Raw genomic sequence first — 20,367 nt, 5'->3', positions numbered from 1 at the left:
TCGCCAGTGCCGTGTATCCTGACCAGCCGGTTCAGACCGTTCACGGGACTGATTCAACGATTTAACCTTGTAACGCTTTAACGGCTCTGACTGGGGCTTCCAGCGGTACGATGTAAATCGTGATGTCGGGCAGTTCGGGCAACCAACACCCTCATGGTTTGCGCCAGAGGCAAACGCATTTGCGCAGCGGATTGCGGCCATGCGCGCCCATTTGCTGGCTGCTGTTTCCTTTGCCGTTCGGCAAAACGAGGATTCGCTCCACTTTGAAGCCCAGCTTCTGCGCGAGGTCAGACAGAATCACATCCACCGAGACGCTCACTCCGGCGTAGCGCACGTTGTCGTTCACCATGAGCATCGGCGCTCCCGGCTTCAGCACGCGCGCGCACTCGGCGATGACGCACGCCATTTCGTAAAAATAGCCGCGAACCATGCGCGGGATGCCGTCGTTGTTGAGCAAGTCCAATTCCTTCTGGCTCTCCAGATAGCGGAGAATGCTTTGCAGCAAAGGCTGTTGGTCAGCCGCTTCGATGGCCTTGTGCCAGGCGGGATTGAGCTTCAGAAGTTCCTTGGTCCGATTCTCGACGGTGCAGCTCAACATCGCCTGGCGCAAGTTGACCAGCCCTGCTTCATCCACGCCGAGCAGTGCCAACTCCAGCGCGTAAGTGCGCGTGTAATCGTAGCGGTTGCAGTACGGCGGCGAAGTCAGGATACAAGTCAAGGAAGGTTTATGAGAAGAAGGATGCCTACCCATGGATCCACGGTTGGTCGCCGGAGGGTGCGCGATTGCTCACGCAGGTGTGGTCCGGGGAGGAGGGAAGCACCGCCATCGGCTGGTTGGAGGTCAAAACCGGAACGATGAAAGAAATCAAACGCTGGAAGCCTGCGTCGCAAATGACAATGCGCCTCTCCTGGAGCGGGCGTTACCTGGCTTGCCGATTGGGCAAAGGCGGTGAGAGTCAACGAAAAATTTCCGTCATCGACACGGAATCGGGCAGCGATACAATATTGATCGAAAGGGAAGTCCAAGACGTGGTCGGCTGGTTCCCCGGAGATGAAAGCTTTCTCTTTTCGAGTTCCCGCAGCGGCGCAACGGGATTGTGGGGAATTTCGCTTCGGGATGGCAAACCAGCGGGCGAACCCGAACTGTTGAAATCAAATGTCGGAGAGATCTCGCCATACACATTCACTCGAGAGGGGAGCTTTTATTACACGGAAGGCAAGCCCTCCGAGGATGTCTATGTGGCGACCGTGGATTTTCAAACGGGCGAAATATTGGAGCGGCCCCGCCGCCTGGCGCCCGATCGGATGCCCGGATTGCAATCCCATCCGGTCTGGTCGAAGGATGGCCAGAAACTGATGTTCGTCGTGCAACAGGGACAGAGAAGATTTATCTCGGTGTCGATGGCCGGCGGCGAACGGAAAGAGTTCCCGGTGGAGGAGGCATTCTCGAGTCCGCTTCAACAATATGACTGGTCGCAAGACGGCGCGCGACGGGCAGGAGGGTTTGGACGCAGCGCTGTCTAATCCGCCGGATCTCGTGATCCTGGATCTCATGCTGCCCAAGATGAACGGCTACGAAGTTTGCCGCCTGGCGCGAGGCCGAAACCTGGACATGCCCATCGAGATGCTCACCGCGAAAGGCCAGGAGGAGGACATCGTGCGCGGCTTGGAGTTGGGCGCGGACGATTACGTGACCAAACCGTTCAGCATTCGGGAACTGCTCGCGCGCGTGAAGGCGTTCTTGCGCCGCCGGCAGGCGCTGGAGTCCACCGTTTATGAATTTGGCGATTGCCGGCTGGACCTTGATTCGCATCGCTTGACGCGGGACGGCGCCGAAGTCGCGCTCACGGGCAAGGAATTCGGGCTGCTCGAATATTTCGTGAAGCGCGCCGGCCGCGCTCTGACGCGCGACAGCATTCTCGACGCGGTCTGGGGCAACGACGTGATCGTCACGGACCGCAGCGTGGACCGTTGTGTGACGACGCTGCGGAGCAAGGTCGAACCCGATCCGCGGCACCCGACCTTCATCCACACCATCCGGGATATCGGGTATCGATTTGAGATTCCTGATGCGGCGGGAGAGTCCCGAGTGCCTTCCAAGAATTCGGGTCAACCGCGAATGAACGCCAATGAACGCCGATAAACACGTGAACACACCACAGTTCCATCCCCACGAACCCACCCCTTCCCCTCTCGGATCGGGGAATTCTCTCGCCAATCGCCAATCAACAATCGCCGCTGTGATTTGCACCGCACTGCTGGCGGCTTTGGCGCTGTTTGTGCAGATCGCCCGGGCGGCTGACTCGGCAACCTACTCAGACCTGGAGCCGAACAAGTTTCTCAAGACCTGGCTGATCCTGGGCCCCGTCCCCGTCAGCCAGGCGGACTCCGACCCGGACGATGCCGCCCAAAGGAAGGCCTTCGAATCCGATCTTCTTGCAAGGGCCGGCGGCGAAGCGCAAATCCACGCCACCGCAGGCGCGAAACTCAAGCTCGGCGATTCCCAGTACGCATGGAAGCTCATCCATTCCCCCGAAGACATCGTCGATCTGACGGCGCCCTTCGGGAGCAAAGAATTCGTCACCGCTTACGCCTATGCCGAGATCGAAATGCCGGAGGCGTCCAGGGTGCTGGCCGGCCTCGGTTCGGATGACGCGGTGAAGGTTTGGCTGAACGGCAAACTCGCCCATGAGAATCTTGCCGGCCGGCCGGCCCGCAAAGACGAAGATCTGGTGCAACTCGACTTGCAGCGCGGCAAGAACCGGCTTTTGCTGAAAGTCCAAAACGCGCGCGCAAGCTGGGGTTTCGTGTTCCGCCGTCTGGGCGAGCAGAGCCTGGCAGACAAGCTCGTCGGCGCGGCGGCGACCGGCGATGCGGAGGCCCTGCAAAAAATCCTGGCGCGTGGGGTCAGCGTCAACAGGACGAACAAGGTTGGTCTGTCACCGCTCCACGCGGCACGGACGCGGGGATACACGAACGTCGTCGAGATGCTCCTGGCCAAAGGCGCCGACCCGAACGCGCCGATTCCGACACTCGAACAGTGGCTGGACGCGGGGGCCAAAGACGTCGTGAAAGGGCTCTCGCCCGGCGCGGCCATGCTCGTGGCCAAGGCGGGAAAGATTCTGCTGAAGAGAGGCTATGGTTACGCCAGCCTGGAACATCGCGTCCCGATCACGCCGGAGACGAAATTCCGCATCGGCTCGATTTCCAAACAATTCACCGCCTCGGCCATTCTCAAGCTTCAAGAGCAAGGCAAACTCAGCGTCAGCGACAAATTGTCGAAGTTCATTCCCGATTATCCGCGCGGGGACGAAGTGACGATCCATCATTTGCTCACCCACACCTCCGGCATTCACAGCTACACCAGCAAACCGGACTTCTTCGAGACGGTAACGGTCCCGGTCAAGCCGGAGGACTTGATCAAATCGTTCAAGAACGATCCGTATGATTTCGCGCCCGGTGAAAAATGGTCCTACAACAACTCCGGCTATTTCCTGCTCGGCGCCATCCTCGAGAAAGTTGCCGGCGCGAGCTACGGGGATTTTCTGAAGCAGCATTTCTTTGAGCCGCTGGGGATGAATAACACAGGCGTCCACAACGCCACCGACATTCTGGAACACGAAGCGACCGGCTACACCTATGAGCGCGGCGCGTTCAAGAAAGCGCTCGACTGGAACATGTCGCGGGCCGGTGGCGCTGGCGCGCTCTACTCCACGGTCGAAGACTTGTTCAAGTGGAACGAAGCCCTGTTCAATGGAAAAGTGCTCGGCGAGGCGACCTTGAAAGCGGCCTTCACGCCGGTCAAAACCGCGGGCGATCTGAAGTCCGGCGGGGAGACGCGCGAGGGGTACGGCTACGGCTGGGCGATCTCGCAGCAGCGGGGATTGACGGAGATTGCGCACGGCGGCGGGTTGCAGGGATTCCTCAGCTATTTGCTCCGTTTCCCGAAGGAGAATTTCACCGTGGTCGTGCTGGCCAATGCCGCGGCGCCGCCGCCGGGCCTCGATCCCACGGCGCGAGCCCGCGACATCGCTGAGATGGCTCTGTGGAAGAACATGGAACCGCGCGCGGCGCTTCAGGCCAATGCCGCCGTGTCGCCGAAGGGATTCGATGCCATCGTGGGCCGATATGACTACAGCAGCGCGGTGCTGGAGGTGACGCGGGAAGGCGATCGCCTTTTTGCGCAACTGACCGGCCAGCCGAAATTCCAAATCTTTCCCAAATCGGAGACGGAGTTCTTTTGGAAAATCGTCGATGCGCAAGTGACTTTCGTGAAGAACGACAACGGGGAAGTGACGAAAGCCATACACCGCCAGGGCGGGCTGATGATCGACGCAGCTCGGATCAAAGACGCTCCGATGGCAAAGCTCGCGCCCGAAGCGCTGCAAGCGTATGTGGGGAAATATGACTACGGCCAGGGCAAGAGCATCATGAGGGTCACGCGGGAAGGCGCTCGATTGTTCGCTCAGTTGACCGGCCAGCCGAAGTTTGAAATCTTCCCGAAATCCGAAACCGAGTTTTTTTGGAAATCCGCGGTGGCGGAGGTGAAATTCGTCAAAGATGGGCGGGGTAAAGTGATCAAAGCGACCCACAGCCAGGGCGGGCGAACTTTCGATGCGCCGCGAATGGAAGAGGTGACACCATGAATCTGCGCTTATTTTCCGGTTCGCAAATAGTAACTGCTTGAACTCGCGAAAGCGTTTCATCATTCGCCATGCAAAACATTGTTCTCGATCTCCGCAACGTCACGAAGTTCTACGGCGGCTTCAAAGCGGTGGATGACGTGAGCCTGCAAATTCCGGCGGGTTCCATTTATGGATTTCTCGGCCCCAACGGCGCGGGCAAGACCACGACGATTCGGATGGTTCTGGAAATCATCAAACCCACCAGCGGCGCCATCACCGTGCTTGGCCAGCCTTCCGCGCTCAGAGTCCGCAACCGGATCGGCTATTTGCCGGAGGAAAAGGGGCTCTACAAGAAGATGAAGGCCTGGTCGATCATCGCCTATTTCGCGACGCTGAAAGGCGTGAGACGTGGAGAGGCGCGACGGCGGGCGTTTGAGTTGCTCGAAAAATACGGGCTGAAGGATTTCGCCGAGAAACCTACCGACGCGCTGTCCAAAGGCATGGGCCAGAAGGTGCAGATTCTGGCGTCGATCGCTCACGATCCCGAACTGGTGATTCTCGATGAACCGTTCTCCGGCCTCGACCCGGTTAACCAGCAGGTGATGGAGGAAATCATTCGCGACCTGGCTCGCCGCCAGCGCACGGTGATTTTTTCCACGCACGTCATGCAGCACGCGGAGCGTTTGTGCGAACGGATTTTGCTGATCGCCCGCGGCCGGAAGATTTTCGACGGCACCCTCGCGGAGGCGAAACGGACCGTCCCGCGCCGCGTTTTGATCGAGACCAGCGACGACGTGGAGCCGATCCGAAGCCTGGCCGAGGTCGAGTTTATCAAACCGATGGCCAACGGAGCCGGCGAAACCGCCGGCCATTCCGCAGGCCGCTGGGAAATCCAAATGCGAGACAATGCAGATCCGCAAACCGTCCTCCAGGCCTGTTTTGCCCGGGGGATTCGGCTGCGAAGTTTCGATCAATCCGAGCCGTCCCTGCACGACGTTTTCGTGCGGTTGGTCGGACCCGAGGCACGGGAGGCCAGTTTTCGATGAAATACGCATTCTTGATCGCCTTGCGCGAATACCTGGAGAACGCCAAGACCAAAGGCTTTTGGATCGGGCTGTTTCTGTTTCCGGCCATCATCTTCGGCTCAATGCAGGTGCCGGTCTGGCTGGAAAAGAAAGGCACACCGACGCGCCACTTTGTTCTCGTGGACCCGTCCGGACAATTCGAGCGCGTGGCCGTGGATGCGCTGGAGAAGAACCATCAACGCCGCGTCATTCAGGAACTGCAGGCCTACGCGCGCAAGCACAGCCAGAACCGCTCCGCGACTTCCGGGCCGCCGGCGCAAGCGGTTTCCGGAACGAGCGCGGCGCGCAAATCCATCGAACCCTTATTAAGGGAATTGTCGGCGACGACGCCCGACGCGCTCGAACGTTTTCAGCGGCAGGGCGGCCAGAAGTTCTATCTGGAACAACTGCAGCCGTTCCTCGATCCGGCGGCGCCGGCGTTTGAAGAACCTCGCCGCCGTTTTCAGCGCGCCGAATTGCCGGCGGGTTTGAAGCCTGACATGGAATGGGCGACGTTGACGCAGGAGTTGCGGGCGTATTTGCGGGGCGGAAAGGAAGTGTCCGTCAACGGCCACGCGTCGGAGTTGTTCGCGGCGATTCTGATTCCGGCCGATATCGAGAAACGGATTGTGCGGCCCGGTGTGACGGCAACGCTCGTCCCCGATCCCGCGAAAGGCGTTGAATATTGGTCGGGCAATCTTGCGGACACGGAGTTGCGCGAGCAAGTCGAGCGGGCCATTAACGAAGAAATCCGCCGCCGGGAATTCGTGTTGCGCGGGATGGACCTCGCGACGATTCAGCAGGTCCAGCGCACGCACGTGCCATTGGCCGATCTGAATCCGAAAAAGGAGGAAGGCCAGGAACGCGTCAGCCGCGTCGATGTCATGCGGCAGTGGGCGCCGACGGCCTTCGTGTATCTGCTCTGGATCGCGATCTTCTCGATCGTGCAGATGCTGTTGAACAACACGATCGAGGAGGCAGAGAAGGCCAAACAGCAACATCCCTGCGCCGATTATCCCGACCAACCATCGCATGCCTCTCCTCATCTTCCGTGGGTTGTCATAACCGGAGGCTAGCACGTCATGGCGGACTTCGTCCAGGATGCCGGAGAGAGAGGTTTCGCCGGGAACAAAACAAAGCTCTTGGATTTTCGCACTGCTGAGCTATTTTGAATCCCGGCAAGCCCGTTCGAACAAAAGGCCGCATTATGCTGACGATTCTTGGAAAACCTGACCCATGGCAGAATCATTGCGACGGCATCTCCCGCCGGCACTTCCTCAAAATCGGCGGCATGGCCATGGGCGGCCTGTCGATGAGCCAACTGTTCTCGCTCCAGGCCGAAGCCGGCTCCGGCCGTGCGCACAAGGCGGTCATCAACATTTATCTGCCGGGTGGCCCGCCGCACCTCGACATGTTCGATCTGAAGCCCGACGCGCCGTCCGAATATCGGGGCGAATTCCGGCCCATTAAAACCAACGTTCCCGGCATCGAGATTTGCGAGCACTTCCCCAGGCTCGCTCAAATGATGGACAAGTTCGCGTTGATCCGCTCCATCGCGGATTCGGACGGCGACCATGACTGCTACCAGTGCATGACCGGGCACAAACGGCGGGAGCAAACGCCTCAAGGCGGATGGCCGATGTTCGGTGCGTGGGTGTCCAGGGTTCAAGGGTCGAATTCGGGCGTGCCCGCGAATGTTGCGCTGATGTATCCAACGGGCAACCGCACCTGGGGCGAGCCGGGCAACGGCGGTTTCATCGGCCCGGTTCACGCGCCAATCAACCTGGTCGCGAAAGATCCGAACGCCAAGGCTCAGAACATGATTTTGCAGGGCATCACGCTGGAGCGGCTGCGTGATCGCGACCGGCTCCGGACGGCGTTCGATCAATTCAGGCGGACCGCGGACACGAGCGGCATGATGGAGGGTCTCGACCATTTCAATCACCAAGCGATGGGGATTCTCTCCGGCACGGGACTGGTCGATGCCCTGGACCTTTCCAAGGAAGATCCCAGAATTCTCGAACGCTACGGCCAGAACAATCCCAAGTACGAGCGCGATGGCGCGCCCAAAATGATCCGGAATTTCCTGGTCGCCCGGCGGCTCGTCGAAGCGGGCGTGCGCGTCGTGTCGCTCAATTACAGCCGATGGGACTGGCACGGCGCGGACGGAATGAATTTCCCGAAATCGCGGGAAGAGTTTCCACTTTTGGACCAGGGTCTGTCGGCGCTGGTGACGGACTTGCACGAACGCGGCCTGGACAAAGACGTTTCCGTAATCGTGTGGGGCGAATTCGGACGCACGCCGCGGATCAACAAGATGAACAGCCGCGATCACTGGCCGCAGGTGAATTTCGCGTTGCTCGCCGGCGGCGGCATGCACACGGGCCAGGTGATCGGCGCGACGGATCGCGTCGGCGGCGAAGTCACGGAACGCCCGGTGAAATTCCAGGAAATCTTCGCGACCCTCTACCACAATCTGGGCATCGACGTCCGCACGGCCACGGTCAAGGACATCCAGGGCCGGCCGCAATACCTCGTCGATTCCGGAATCGAGCCGCTGCAGGAACTGATCTGACTCCCCCTTGCGTCAGGGTTCGCGGTTAAACAGGACCATGAAAACGATTCCCGTCCTCACGAGCGACGAGATTCAGGAGGATCGCCCAATGCCCAGTCGAAACCACTCCCGCGCGTCGCACAACCTGAGCGTGTTGCTGGACCGGTTCAATGACCGTTTTTCAATCCACCAGCAGTTGACGCTCAACCTGGACGGATGGCAGACCATCTCTGACATTTGTCTCTACCCCAAAGGGAGTTTGTCTTCGGACTGGTTGACCGATGAAGACGAAGTGACCATCCCTCCCGCGTTGGTTATCGAAATCCTCTCCCCAAAGCAGAATCTCCAGCCGTTGGTGGACAAGATCCGCGAATATGGCCGGCACGGAGTGAAATCGTGCTGGCTCGTTGAGCCGGCCACGCGCGTTGTGTCCGTCTTCCCGGCCTCGGGCGGAAGCCGCGCGTGTTCGGAAGGAACCTTGCGCGATGAGACCGTGGGCATCGAAATTCCGCTGGCTCAAATTTTCGCCTGATTCGGTTGCGCGTAGTTCCCGCCTTTAGAGCGACCTATCCAACGCGTTCGGCTTTTCCATCGCCCGACCGGCTGAAGCCGGGACTACATACGCCCATCCTCAATCCTTCATCCTCTTCGGGTACGGCTTCGCAGTGCCTCGTTCTCTGCGCGAATCGCCCCGCTTGGCTGACATGGGATCGAATCGTTCAGGCCAAGCTAAAGTTTCCTTGAAAGGCGCCGATTATGAGTTATTTATAACAGCGCTCGAACAACCCTAGCTCCATTCGACCCAAATGGCCCGCGCTCTCCAGGCGACGCTTGTGCTCGTGGCACTCTCTTTCAGCACGATGGCACACGGACAGAACAGCCTTCGTTGCTCGGTCATCCGCGCCCAGCAAAATGGCGTCGTGATCGCCTGGGAGGCTGCTCCAGGTCGAAGCTACACACTTGAAGAGACGAGTTCGCTGCACGGTCCCTGGCGCCCGGCCGGAGTTTATCTCGCCACGACGAATCGGCTGGCCGCCAGCCTGACCATCAGCGAGCGCACCAAGTTCTTCCGCATTCTCCAACCGCAACGGGCGCCGAACCTGCAATCGGCCGGCACCTGGCAAACCGGCTACGCGTTCGATCCGCGTTTCGCGAATTACTACCAGAATTCCGCCGAAGTGCCGCAGCGCGTCCTGTCGATCAACCAGCAACTGAAGGATCAAGGATTGCTCGGCGAGCTGGCTCCGATTGAGCCTGTGCCCGACGCAGGCGCGTATATCGCCATGGTCCACACCCCGGCTCACATCCAGGGCATTCATTCGATTCCGATTGACCAGGGCCACGGGGCCACGGAACCAATCGGCGTGATCGCGGATCTGGCCACGGCGCACGTTCTGGGCGCGGTGCGAGATGTCTGCGAGGGCAAAATCCGAAATGCCTTTTGCAACATCCGCCCGCCGGGCCACCATCAGATCAACAGCGGCTATTCCTACGGCTTCTGTTGTCACGCCAATGCGGTCATCGCGGGGCGCTTTGCCCTGGAACGCTATCCGAATTTCATCAAACGTGTCATGATCGTGGACTGGGATTACCATCATGGCAATGGCACGCAGTTCTTTGTCGGGAACGACCCGGCGTTTCTGTTCTACGACACCTGCGCGGGCGGCTTCTATTCCGGCGGCGATGAATCCCACCACGGCCTCATGACGGGAAATCCGGGCAACGACGGCTTTCTCCGCGAATGGGAGAATGAGATGCTGCCCCTGGCGAAGGAATTCAAACCCGATCTGATTCTGATTTGCGCGGGGTTCGACAGCAAGAAAGGCGACCTCATGGGCGGCCTGGGATTGACGGCGCGCGGGTATTCGCTCCTGACGCGCAAAGTCATGGATATCGCGGATGCCTTCAGCGGCGGGCGGGTGGTCTCGATTTTGGAGGGAGGCTACGCCGACAACAACGGCCAGTTTCCCGGAACGTTCAATGGACTGAAACAGGCCGTTGAGAATCACGTCCGCACCCTGATGACCGGCGAACTCCAGCCCGAGACTCCGTTCTTCTGAAAGGTCCGGCGGCTTTCACGGATGCTCAAACCGACGGCCACGATGGAGGCGCACCCGATCTCCAACGGCGAAACTCCCTCTCCTCCATGAAGTGGAGGAGAGGGCTGGGGAGAGGAGGAGGGCCGTCTTTATTTCGGCCAAACAATGGGCCGGAGCAACCGCCCAATCATTTCGCGATTTCCGAAAAATTCTTGAAATGAAGGAAGTCGATGCCGTCGTCGTCGCGACGCCGGATCACTGGCACGCGATTCCCACCCTGCTGGCGTGTCAGGCGGGCAAGGATGTGTTTGTCGAGAAGCCGCTGGGCCTCACGATCCGCGAGGGCCGCACGATGGTCGAAGCAGCCCGGCGTTATAACCGGGTCGTGCAAACCGGCCTCCAGCACCGCTCTGCCCCGCATTACAAGGAGGTCGAGGACATCATCCAGAGCGGCCAGATTGGCGAAGTCCATTTCGTGCATGTCTGCAACTATTCCACGGTCTATACGGCCGCGGGCGGCCCGCCTCCGGATTCCGATCCGCCGGAAAGCCTGGATTGGGACATGTATCTCGGACCGGCGCCCAAGGTTCCCTTCAATAACCTGCGCTTTCGCACTTACCGGCGTTTCTATGATTACTCAGGGGGGTTCATCACGGACTTCGGCGCGCACCGGCTCGATTCCGTGCATCAAGTGATGCATGATGATCGGCCGCTGTCCGCGATGGGGGTGGGGGGATTGCACGGACCGAAGAGCATGATCGACACGCCGAACGTTCTCCATGTGACGTACGAGTACAAAGATTGGGTCCTGAGCTACGAGGGAATTCAGCTCAACGGCTTTGGCACGGGGCCGCGCCTGCCCGGCGGACGGGTCCCGTACAACGCCTCCGGCGCTCACGACCGTCCTCATGGCGAAGCGTTCTACGGCGCCAAAGGCACAATTTTTTCCGACCGGGTCGGCTATGAGATCTTCCCGGCGGCGCGCGGCGGCGGGGAACCCAAATCGGTCGCCGGCCGCGACTGCACCGATCTGCACGCGCGCAACTTCATCGACTGCGTGCGGTCGCGGCAACGGTTCGTGGCGGATGTCGAGATCGGGCACAAGTCAACCATCGTCGCGCATCTTGGAAATATTTCCTACAAAGTCGGTGGCCGGAAAATTCGCTGGGATCCGGACAAGGAACAGATCCTTGACGACCCGCAAGCTGCGGCATTGCTTGAGCGCAAAGCCCGAAAGCCGTGGGATCTGATCTAACCTTTGCCTTTTGGGCAGGCAAGCATGCCTGCTCCTGGAGATTGTTCTGAGAGCCTTCCAAAGTGCCACTCAAGACTGTCTTCGTCGTTAACTTCGTTGCAATCTTTGTGGACGGACGCGGTCTTCGACCAAACTACAGGGCAGGCAGGATGCCTGCCCTACGTTAAACCCCGCTGGCCATGTGCTGCTTGATCGCGGCCAGCGCGCGGTCGATTTCCGCCGTCGTATTGTAGAAATGCGGTGAGAACCGGATGCCCGGACGATCCGACCCAAGCCGCGTCGCGCAGCCGATGCGATGTTTCGCATACAACGCCGCCGAAAGTTTTCCGATGTCGAGATTCCCGGGCCGGAACGACACCACTGCGACCGACCGCGCCGGTTCCAGGCTCGTCCAGATCTTCACGCCTTCGATTTTCCGCAGCCCTTCGAGAAGCATTTGCGTCAACTGCCGCGCGCGGGCTTCGATCGCGCCCCGGCCGATCTCGCTCTGAAATTTGAGCGCGCGGCCGAAGCCCATGATCGCCGGCTCGTCGCGCTGGCCGAACGCCTCGAAGGTTTTCGAGATCCCGACCGCGCCCGGCATGGCGCTCAGAATGCTCGCCCAAATTTTCGGTTGTGCGGATTTGTTGATGTAAAGCACGCCCACTTCTTTGGGACCGCACGGCCATTTGTGCGCGCTGCCTGTGTAGAAATCCGGTTGCATCTCGCGTAAATCGACGTCCAGGAGTCCCAGCGACTGCGCGCCATCGACCAGCGTGAGGATGCCGCGTTCGCGGGCCAACCGGCAAAGTTCTTTCGCCGGAAACAAATCGCCGACGGTGCTGGTGAGATGCGTGAAGCCAAGCATCTTCGTGCGCGCGCTCATCGCCTTGGAAAACGCATCGAGGTAATAATCGAATCCGGGGTGCGGATTCACCTGCTCGACGAGGCGGATCGTGAACCCCCAGCGCTTCGATTTCTCCTGCCACGCCGCCAGGTTGCTCGGATGATTGTCCCAGCACAACAACACTTCGTCCCCCAGTTTGAGATCCACGCCGCTGGACACGAGATTGTTGCTTTCGCTGGTGTTCCGGGTGATGACGATTTCCTCGGGCGTGACGCGAAGGAACTCCGCCAGCGCCCGGCGCGTCGCTTCTTTGCCCTCACTCATCTGGACGCGATTCTGGAACGACGGATCGCGGTCCATGTCGCGGGTGTGGCCGTACATCGCTTCGAGCACGGGCGCCGGCGAGGGACAGAGATTGGCGGCATTGAGCACGCCGAGATCCGGCGGCATGACGAACTGCTCCCGGACTTGCAGCCAGAATTTCTCGTCGGGCGCCGCCGGCGTGCCGGGCAACGCGGGGCGCGCCCACGTGAAGCCGGTCCGGGCAAAAACAGCGGCCGAGCCACCCCAGGCAAAAAGACGCGCGAATTCGCGGCGATTCACGGAGCCAAAATTGTTCTGAGCATCGGCGCGCATAACGATCTCCTTCCAGGGCAGGTTTAGTCGTTCAGGTTTTTCGAGCGCCAGCTTACGCCGACCGGGAGTGGAGTTCAAAGTCTAAGGTTTCGAGTACAATCCACCGTAATCCACCGTATCCCCTCGGTTTAGGTAGTTACTGCTTGGTCCGCGGGATGGACGACAAAGCTCGTAGCGCAGAGTTGCACTCTGCCGTATCGCAGAATTGTATTCTGCGGGGCGTCTCCCAGTCCGAGCCCGCTGGGACTTGCCGGCGCCCTGCCGATTGGAAATCGGCGATACAGCAGATTGAAAATCTGCGCTACCGTTCTCCGGTCGATCTGTCGTCAATCCCACGGTCTGCACAGTAAGGTGGGGCGAAGCTCCTGCCGAGCCAACGCCATCGAAGGAAACCTCCGCAGGAGCGTCGCTCCACCGTTGTTAAACTGAGGGGTTGCCAATCCACGCTTGATTCGAGTGCTATTCCGCGGACAATTCGATCATGCAAAAGGCACCGCCTTCCTCCCCCAAGTTATTCCTGAATCGCCGCGCATTCCTGAAGCAAACCAGCCTCGCCTCGACTGCGGCCGCTCTGGCGCCCGCGATTAGCCTGACCCGCGCAGCCGTCAGCAACGACACAATTCACATCGGTGTGATCGGCGCCGGAGGACGCGCGCGGGGTCTGATGCAAGTCCTGACGAGGATTCCCAAAACCAAGATCATCGCCGTGTGCGACATCTACGACGCCCATCTTTCGGCCGCGAAGAAGATCGCGGACGCCGGCGCTTTCGCCACTCATGAATATGAACGACTGCTCGAACGCAAGGATGTGGACGCTGTGCTCATCGGCTCGCCGGACCACTGGCACGTTCCAATGACCATCGATGCCTGCGCCGCCGGAAAGGATGTCTATGTCGAGAAACCGCTCACGCACAGCCGCGACGACGGCAAAACGGTCGTCGCCGCGCAGGACCGCTACCATCGCGTCGTGCAGGTCGGGACGCAGCAGCGGTCGATGCCGCAGTTTCACAAGGCGCGCCGAATGATTCAGGAAGGTGTGCTGGGCAAGATTCACAAGGTCCATCTCACGTGGAATCGAAATTTCCTGCCGTTCCAGAAAAGCGTTCCCTCGATCCGCGCCGAGGATTTGAATTGGAAAAAATTTTTGGGCGCCGCGCCGGAACAGCCTTTCGACGCGTATCGATTCCGGAATTGGCGATGGTTCTGGGATTTTGGCGGCGGCATTCTGACCGATCTCATGGTACACTGGCTGGACGGCGTGAACTGGCTCCTCGATCTCGGCATGCCGGCGGCCGCGACGACCGTCGGCGATCACTTCGCGACCAAAGGCGTGTGGGAAACGCCGGACACGATCCAGACGTTCCTCCAGTATCCGGACAAAGGATTGCAGATCTACTTTGAGGGCACGTTTGTCAATGCGCGCAACCGGGCCATGACCGAAATCATGGGCGAAAATGCGACGCTTTACCTCGACCGCGGGCGCCTTGAACTTCATCCGGAATCGGGCCGCAAACTGGAACCGAAAGAAATCGTGCTGGGTTCCGGTCCGCGCGGCGCGGATTTCTTCAAGGAACCCGACGGCGAATTGCTGCACTTGACCGATTGGCTCGACGCGATTCGCGCGCGCAAAAAACCCAGCGCGCCCGCCGAAGCCGGCGTCCTGGCCGCCGAAGCCGCGCACATGGCCAATCGCGCCTATCGCGAAGGCCGTGTCGTGCGGCGAGTGGCGTGAAAACAGGATTAGTTCTTTGAGGATTCAGAGGAAAACTGCCTCAGAGCGTGTCCGAAAATTGCGCGGGGTCCTGCGGCGAGGGATTTTGGCTGTGGCCAAGGCGGCGAGGTCCGAGCATCCCCAACGCGGGCTGTAAGGACCGAGCCAACGCAGGCCACGGACAAAAGACCCGCCGCCCGGAGGGTTTTCGCGCCAAAGGCCGCCTGGCTTCGTTGCTCCTCAGTCGAAGATCCAGGGAGGATATTCTCCTTCGTTGCGCCTCGCCATCCGGCCTTTGGCGCGAAAACAGGACCCCGCGGAATTTTCGGACACGCTCTCAGTGGTGATGTCGGTCTTGGCCGCTGTCTTCCTTTCCTCCGTGATTCCTTTGTGGCCGAAGCCTGCGGTTCGGCTACCAGATGGTTCCGCATTGAAACTGGAAGGCGTGACTTGCGGAACGAACGTTTTTGTCGGCGGTGGAAAAGCAGATTCCTATCGGGGTTGCGCGCGCCCTAAAGATCGAGCCAGGAATGCTCGGCGGTCAATCCGGCGACTCTCCCCCGAAAGTCTTCCTGAGATAGCCGAGATAGTTGCGCGAGATGGGGGATTGCGCCCAGTGCCGCGCCGAACGGGCCAATTGACCGAAGATCGCCTCAAACTCCGCCTGGCTCAGCGCGTACGTGCCAAGCAGCAACGCGGCGGCTTGCCAAAGGGCATCGTGAACCGTTCCCAGGCTCTTGCCATCCGGCCGGCGGCGCAGCAAGGAATAGACTTCCTCCAATTCCTGATCGGTTCGGTCGCCTATTTGATCGCTCAGCAACAAGACGTGATTCTCGATCAGATAGAAATAGAGGGAGTATTCCGGCGGGTATCGATTCATCTCGGAGTCCGGAGGCGGCTGCCGGCCTCCCCGAAACATTTCGCGCAGCGGAGGCGCTTCCCAAAATACGGCTTTCTCGCCGTCGTAAAGCGGGACCGAGCGCCGGTCCAGAACTCTGACCTGCTTCTGACCTTCGTTTACTTCGAGAGCGAGCTGCAGTTTCTCGGCCTTGAGCCCCTGGGCGATCACCAATTCTTGCAAGGAAGGGATCAGTTCGACCGCAGGCTCGAGTTCGTCGTCGGATTCTTTCGTAGGCATGGTTGCAGGCAGTGTTTGGATGTCTCCGTTCAAGAGTCGCTCCACCGCGTCGTCGATCATTTCATCTTCGTCGCCTTCCGCTTCGAGAAGGGACAGGAGGAACCTGGCCTCAAGCGTGGCTGGAGTTTTGGATGCCTCGGCAGCGGCGAGGTCCCGGAATTCGTCAGGCGCGCCGCGCAATATCTCTACGAAATCCACCGCCAGGGCTTCGGTCAGTTCGGGCTTCTCGGCCTGCTTTCCATCCGACAGATCTTTGACCAAACGAAGCGCATGATCGAACGCTGCCGGGATGTCCTCCGCATCTGCAGCCATCGAGAAAAGATGGTGGCGCGCTTCGATGTCGCTGGGATCCAGCCGCAGCGTCCTTTCGAACCACTCGCTCGCCCAGGCAGTCTTGCCGCAGGCGCGGAACAGATTCCCCAGACGCGAACACAGGAAAGCATTGTTCGGCTCACTGTCGTTGACTGGAGGGGTTACCGGGTTCGGCTCATTTCTCCTCGACAAGCCCGGTCCGGAATCGAAAGTTGCCGCGCATTGAAAGCGAGATGAAACGCTTTGTTTCCCTCTTCCTGATCGGCGCAGGCGTCCTGGCCGCTCTTCTTGCCTGGCCGCGTGAGAACAAACGCGCTCGCGGAGTTATGCCGAGCGAGGTTTATGTCTGGCAGCGATCCTGGACGCCGTCATTGGAAGATGCCATCGCGGAACGCGCGGAGGCCTTCGCCGAGTTGGTCGCTCTGAACGCGGAGGTCACCTGGCGGAGCAAGCAGCCGCACGTCACGCGCGTGGCGCTCGATTACGCGGCCCTGCGCAGCAGCGGCCGCCCGGTCGGCCTGGCCTTGCGCGTCGGGCCTTTCGCGGGACCCTTCGCGGAGGAGGACCAGCGCACTCGGTATCTCGCCGATCTGGCGGTTTCATTGGTCGAGGCCGCGAAGAGCCACGGGCTTCACCCTGCCGAACTGCAAATCGATTTCGACGCTGCAGAATCGAAGCTGGACGGGTACCGCGTCTGGGTGGAGGCCATCCGCAACCGCGTCGCGCCCATGCCGGTCACCATCACCGCGCTGCCATCATGGCTGAACCGAGCCGCGTTCAAGCGCCTCATCGCCGCCGCCGACGGCTACGTCCTGCAAGTGCATTCGCTCGCCCGGCCACGCGACGCGCGTGCGCCGTTCAGTTTGTGTGATCCGACCGAAGCGAAGCGCGCGGTCGAGAAGGCCGGACGCCTGAGCAAGCCCTTCCGCGTCGCTCTCCCCACTTACGGTTACCAGATCGCATTCGACCGCGGCGGCAAGTTCGTGGGTTTGTCCGCCGAAGGTCCGGCGAAGCTGTGGCCGGAAGGCACGCAACTGCGCGAGGTGCGGGCGGATCCTCAAGCCATGGCCGAACTCATCGCTCGCTGGATCAACGACCGCCCGCGGGCACTGACGGGCGTAATCTGGTATCGGCTGCCAGTCGAAGGGGACACGCTCAACTGGTCCTGGCCAACCCTCGCTGCCGTGATGGACGGCCAGGTGCCGCGACCTGGCTTGCGGGTTGAACTCCGGCGCCCCAAACCTGGACTTGTTGAAGTGGATTTGATTAACGCGGGCCAGGCCGATCATAATGCTCCCGTTCGCGTTGGACTGACCTGGAATTCGGCGCGGTTCGTGGCGGGCGACGCCCTGCAAGGGTTCGAACTGAAGGGCAAGGAAAACGCTGTCGAATTCGCGGCAACGCCAGACTCCGCAAGGCTGGAGGCCGGCCGCCGCCGCACCATTGGCTGGGTCCGATTGGATCAACCGGCCGAGGTGCACGCTGCGCTCGAACCCTAATCGGATCGGCAAGGCCGCAAACCAAAGGGAGCGCGGCTGTGGTCGAAGACCCAACCGCAGCGCGTTGGAACTGACGGGCGGCTGCGGCTGGTGCTGCGCACACAGCCGCGTTCCGAAAAAGCGTCGTGGCTTGCGACGATTTCGGGCGGTACTGATAGACTCCAAGTCTGCGCTACGGGGAATTCTGTCCTGCACCGCTGGTATCCTCTCAGTTAACGACGGTGGGGCGACGCTCCTGCGAAGCCTTTCTTCGATGGCATTGGCTCGGCGGGAGCCTGGCCCCACCCTCAACTGAGGGCATACTCCAAGGTTGACAACCCCGCAGCCGCGAAGGAGCTTTCGGTTACGTTTTCGTCTTATGAATCGAGCGTGCGCGACAGCGGCCGGAGTGGTGGTTTTTTCGGCATGGGTGCTTGGCCAAGGATATCAGCCCGGACCTTACGCGCCACGGCAACCTTACCCGGCACGCCCGCTCACCCCGTATCGAAATCCGGCGCTGACCAACGCGGTGACCAATTTCCCGCAACGGCCCGGACTGCCCGCGGGGCGATCCTACTTCACGAACACTCCGCCTGGCGCGGCGCCAAATCGCTATGCGCCTGCGCCTGGACCGACGAACTATTTGCCAGGCGGACGCTACGTCCCAAACCGGCCTTATCGCACGAACTTCGCGCCCGGCGCTCGATTCGCCACGAACGGCTTCGCACCCACGAACTATGCGCCGGGGAACCGTTTTGCGCCCAACCCGTATTCGTTCCCGAACGCTGTGCCGCGCGCCGGCTACGGCACGAACGCGGCGCGTTTCGCGCCGACGCTGACCAATCTCCCCGGTTACACGACCATGACGACGAACGGTCAGACGGGCAGCAACAGCTTCGCGTCTCCGCCGGGCACGACCAACTTCCTCCTTCCGAACTCCACGAATTCACAATCGCGCCTGGCGCTCACTCCGGCGCAGCGGCAATCCATCGAGCGATTAGCCCTGATCTTCCATGGGATCAAGAAGCCGCCCGTCACTTCCTCGCAGCGGCAACAGATTCTGAACTCGCTGCTCGATTCGATTCCGGGCATGGCATTTCTGCGCCGAAGCGGAGGGGGAGACAAAGCCCGTACGCCGAATCTGCCCTCTTTTGAATCAGTGACCAAGCTGGTCGATGATCTGGCCGCGGCGTGGCCGAGCAAAACTTTCACGTATCAGCAGAAATTCCAGTTGGCTCTGGACTTCAACCGAATCGTGAACTGCGGCAACTTGACTGAGGGGGAAGTGTTGGTGGTGGTCAACGATGCCCGGCGTGTGCTCCAGCAAATAGGAGTCAGCGAAGAGGCGAAAAACACGCTCATCGACGATTTGAGCGCCATCGCGGCGGAAGTGCAGAAGACTTACGCCAAGGAGACGAAGGAGACGGCTGTGACAGCCGAACCGGAGAAGTAGGATTCGGCTCGCTGAGGACAGGCTCGCCGTACCGCGGGACGGCGGGAACCGCCCTCGCGGTTAAACCTCCCACATTGAGACTATTGAGACACCTGGCTGGCGCACACCGTTGACGCGTGCGGCATTTGGGTTTACTTACTGGGAATCAAGCCAGGAATCATTAACCAAAAACCAAAACCATTCGAGATCGGAGTTATGAAAATGCCGCGAATTCACACGCCCGCCCTCCCGCTGCTGGGATTGGCGTTGAGCTTCCTTATTCCATCAGTGACCGCGCAGCTTACTTCCAACGCGGACCCTTCCAGACCGAGCTTTACCGCCGTCCAGCATCAAGCCGGAGGAGAAATCCTTTTGCGCCTCAATGTTCCCACGAATAACAACGTGCGGCTGGAGGTCTCCACGGATCTGGTCACCTGGACGCCGCTCTACACGTTTCCCGCCGCGCCCGCGGCGCAGAGTTACACGGATTCCACGGCTCCTTACCTGCCGGTCCGATACTACCGCGCCATGCACTTGGCCTCGCCCACCCCGATGACGGGCGATCATCTCGTGACGTCGGACGGCGACGTCGTGGTGTATCCGATCGATCACGCGACCTTCGCGGCGAGATGGAAGGACAAAATCATCTACTTCGACCCGGTCGGCGGCGGCACGCGTTTCCAGAGGCTGCCGCGCCCGAACATTATTTTCATCACGGACATTCACGGCGATCACCTCAACGCCGCGACGCTCACGGCGATTGACGCGAAGAACGCAGAAATTGTCGCGCCGCAAGCGGTTTATCAGCAGTTGGCGAGCGACTTGAAAGCCAAAACCAAAGTCATGGCCAATGGCGACAAAGCCGAGGTTCAGGGCATCACTGTCGAAGCCATTCCAATGTACAACATCACACCGGGCCGCACCGGCCACACCAAAGGCCGCGGCAACGGCTACGTCCTGACCATCGGCGGCAAGCGCATCTACGTGGCTGGCGACACAGAGGACATCCCGGAAATGCGCGCCTTGCAGAACATCGACATGGCGTTCGTTTGCATGAACCTGCCGTTCACGATGGATATCAATCAAGCCGCCAGCGCGGTGCGGGAGTTTCGTCCCAAGGTCGTCTATCCGTATCACTACTCCAGCAGCGACGTGAATCGGTTCAAACAGCTCATCGGAAAGGACGTGAGCGTCGAGGTCCGTTTGCGGAAGTGGTACTCGTGAGCGGCGCGGAAGTCGCGGGATTGGAGTAATGGAGTCTTGGAGTCTTGGAGCTCTGAATACCGATACTCCAACA

Annotated in this window: 15 protein-coding genes and 1 pseudogene; 13 read left to right on the top strand and 3 right to left on the bottom strand. The window is 60.3% G+C overall.

Annotation, left to right across the window (positions count from 1 at the left end):
* Positions 1-151: 151 nt before the first annotated feature.
* Positions 152-709: pseudogene (locus FJ398_02970) on the bottom strand (site-specific DNA-methyltransferase).
* Between the two features lie 74 nt (positions 710-783).
* Between FJ398_02970 and FJ398_02965 the strand changes: the two are divergent.
* The 9 genes from FJ398_02965 (at position 784) to FJ398_02925 (ending at position 11,537) form a co-directional block, all read left to right on the top strand.
* On the top strand, positions 784-1,524 hold the full coding sequence (locus FJ398_02965; GenBank protein MBM3836921.1) for a hypothetical protein: 741 nt from the start codon (positions 784-786) through the stop codon (positions 1,522-1,524).
* Entirely contained in the window at positions 1,466-2,143 is a 678-nt protein-coding gene (locus FJ398_02960) for a response regulator transcription factor (GenBank protein MBM3836920.1), read from the top strand. The genes FJ398_02965 and FJ398_02960 overlap by 59 nt, the downstream gene beginning before the upstream one ends.
* Positions 2,130-4,646, top strand: coding sequence for a DUF3471 domain-containing protein (locus FJ398_02955; GenBank protein ID MBM3836919.1), 2,517 nt, complete (start codon positions 2,130-2,132; stop codon positions 4,644-4,646). Before FJ398_02960 ends, FJ398_02955 begins: the two co-directional genes overlap by 14 nt.
* A 68-nt stretch (positions 4,647-4,714) precedes the next feature.
* Positions 4,715-5,671: an ATP-binding cassette domain-containing protein gene (locus tag FJ398_02950; protein ID MBM3836918.1), complete on the top strand. Its 957-nt coding sequence runs from the start codon at positions 4,715-4,717 to the stop codon at positions 5,669-5,671.
* Positions 5,668-6,765 (top strand): hypothetical protein, encoded by a 1,098-nt coding sequence (locus FJ398_02945; GenBank protein MBM3836917.1) that lies wholly within the window; start codon positions 5,668-5,670, stop codon positions 6,763-6,765. Before FJ398_02950 ends, FJ398_02945 begins: the two co-directional genes overlap by 4 nt.
* A 131-nt stretch (positions 6,766-6,896) precedes the next feature.
* Complete coding sequence (locus tag FJ398_02940) at positions 6,897-8,264, top strand: DUF1501 domain-containing protein (protein MBM3836916.1); 1,368 nt, start codon at positions 6,897-6,899, stop codon at positions 8,262-8,264.
* Positions 8,265-8,301: 37 nt separating this feature from the next.
* Positions 8,302-8,775: a Uma2 family endonuclease gene (locus tag FJ398_02935; GenBank protein MBM3836915.1), complete on the top strand. Its 474-nt coding sequence runs from the start codon at positions 8,302-8,304 to the stop codon at positions 8,773-8,775.
* 274 nt (positions 8,776-9,049) lie between these two features.
* Positions 9,050-10,303, top strand: a complete 1,254-nt coding sequence (locus tag FJ398_02930; protein ID MBM3836914.1) for a histone deacetylase — start codon at positions 9,050-9,052, stop codon at positions 10,301-10,303.
* A 91-nt stretch (positions 10,304-10,394) separates the two neighbouring features.
* Positions 10,395-11,537, top strand: a complete 1,143-nt coding sequence (locus FJ398_02925; GenBank protein ID MBM3836913.1) for a Gfo/Idh/MocA family oxidoreductase — start codon at positions 10,395-10,397, stop codon at positions 11,535-11,537.
* Positions 11,538-11,700: 163 nt separating this feature from the next.
* Here the strand turns inward: FJ398_02925 and FJ398_02920 are convergent, their stop codons facing one another.
* Positions 11,701-12,999, bottom strand: coding sequence for an aminotransferase class V-fold PLP-dependent enzyme (locus FJ398_02920; GenBank protein MBM3836912.1), 1,299 nt, complete (start codon positions 12,997-12,999; stop codon positions 11,701-11,703).
* Positions 13,000-13,480: 481 nt separating this feature from the next.
* Here FJ398_02920 and FJ398_02915 point away from each other — a divergent pair, with 481 nt between their 5' ends.
* Positions 13,481-14,731 (top strand): Gfo/Idh/MocA family oxidoreductase, encoded by a 1,251-nt coding sequence (locus tag FJ398_02915; protein MBM3836911.1) that lies wholly within the window; start codon positions 13,481-13,483, stop codon positions 14,729-14,731.
* 520 nt (positions 14,732-15,251) lie between these two features.
* On the opposite strand, the gene FJ398_02910 is transcribed toward FJ398_02915, so the two are convergent.
* A complete protein-coding gene (locus FJ398_02910; GenBank protein ID MBM3836910.1) occupies positions 15,252-16,352 on the bottom strand; it encodes a hypothetical protein in 1,101 nt (366 codons plus the stop codon).
* Between the two features lie 41 nt (positions 16,353-16,393).
* On the opposite strand from FJ398_02910, the gene FJ398_02905 reads away from it, so the two are divergent.
* The 3 genes from FJ398_02905 (at position 16,394) to FJ398_02895 (ending at position 20,294) form a co-directional block, all read left to right on the top strand.
* Positions 16,394-17,659: a DUF3142 domain-containing protein gene (locus FJ398_02905; protein MBM3836909.1), complete on the top strand. Its 1,266-nt coding sequence runs from the start codon at positions 16,394-16,396 to the stop codon at positions 17,657-17,659.
* A 358-nt stretch (positions 17,660-18,017) separates the two neighbouring features.
* Positions 18,018-19,091 (top strand): hypothetical protein, encoded by a 1,074-nt coding sequence (locus FJ398_02900; protein ID MBM3836908.1) that lies wholly within the window; start codon positions 18,018-18,020, stop codon positions 19,089-19,091.
* 507 nt (positions 19,092-19,598) lie between these two features.
* Positions 19,599-20,294, top strand: a complete 696-nt coding sequence (locus FJ398_02895; protein MBM3836907.1) for an MBL fold metallo-hydrolase — start codon at positions 19,599-19,601, stop codon at positions 20,292-20,294.
* Positions 20,295-20,367: the final 73 nt, after the last annotated feature.

It is taken from the genome of Verrucomicrobiota bacterium (assembly GCA_016871535.1).
In the GTDB taxonomy this organism is placed as follows: domain Bacteria; phylum Verrucomicrobiota; class Verrucomicrobiia; order Limisphaerales; family SIBE01; genus VHCZ01.
The sequence above is the reverse complement of the archived record's forward strand: the minus strand, read 5'-3'. Positions and strand labels throughout refer to the sequence as shown.

Coding starts and splice junctions, on each gene's coding strand:
- FJ398_02960 (MBM3836920.1), top strand. CDS start 1,466: ATGACTGGTCGCAAGACGGCGCGCGACGGGCAGGAGGGTTTGGACGCA.
- FJ398_02955 (MBM3836919.1), top strand. CDS start 2,130: ATGAACGCCGATAAACACGTGAACACACCACAGTTCCATCCCCACGAA.
- FJ398_02950 (MBM3836918.1), top strand. CDS start 4,715: ATGCAAAACATTGTTCTCGATCTCCGCAACGTCACGAAGTTCTACGGC.
- FJ398_02945 (MBM3836917.1), top strand. CDS start 5,668: ATGAAATACGCATTCTTGATCGCCTTGCGCGAATACCTGGAGAACGCC.
- FJ398_02940 (MBM3836916.1), top strand. CDS start 6,897: ATGCTGACGATTCTTGGAAAACCTGACCCATGGCAGAATCATTGCGAC.
- FJ398_02935 (MBM3836915.1), top strand. CDS start 8,302: ATGAAAACGATTCCCGTCCTCACGAGCGACGAGATTCAGGAGGATCGC.
- FJ398_02930 (MBM3836914.1), top strand. CDS start 9,050: ATGGCCCGCGCTCTCCAGGCGACGCTTGTGCTCGTGGCACTCTCTTTC.
- FJ398_02920 (MBM3836912.1), bottom strand. CDS start 12,999: ATGCGCGCCGATGCTCAGAACAATTTTGGCTCCGTGAATCGCCGCGAA.
- FJ398_02915 (MBM3836911.1), top strand. CDS start 13,481: ATGCAAAAGGCACCGCCTTCCTCCCCCAAGTTATTCCTGAATCGCCGC.
- FJ398_02905 (MBM3836909.1), top strand. CDS start 16,394: ATGAAACGCTTTGTTTCCCTCTTCCTGATCGGCGCAGGCGTCCTGGCC.
- FJ398_02900 (MBM3836908.1), top strand. CDS start 18,018: ATGAATCGAGCGTGCGCGACAGCGGCCGGAGTGGTGGTTTTTTCGGCA.
- FJ398_02895 (MBM3836907.1), top strand. CDS start 19,599: ATGCACTTGGCCTCGCCCACCCCGATGACGGGCGATCATCTCGTGACG.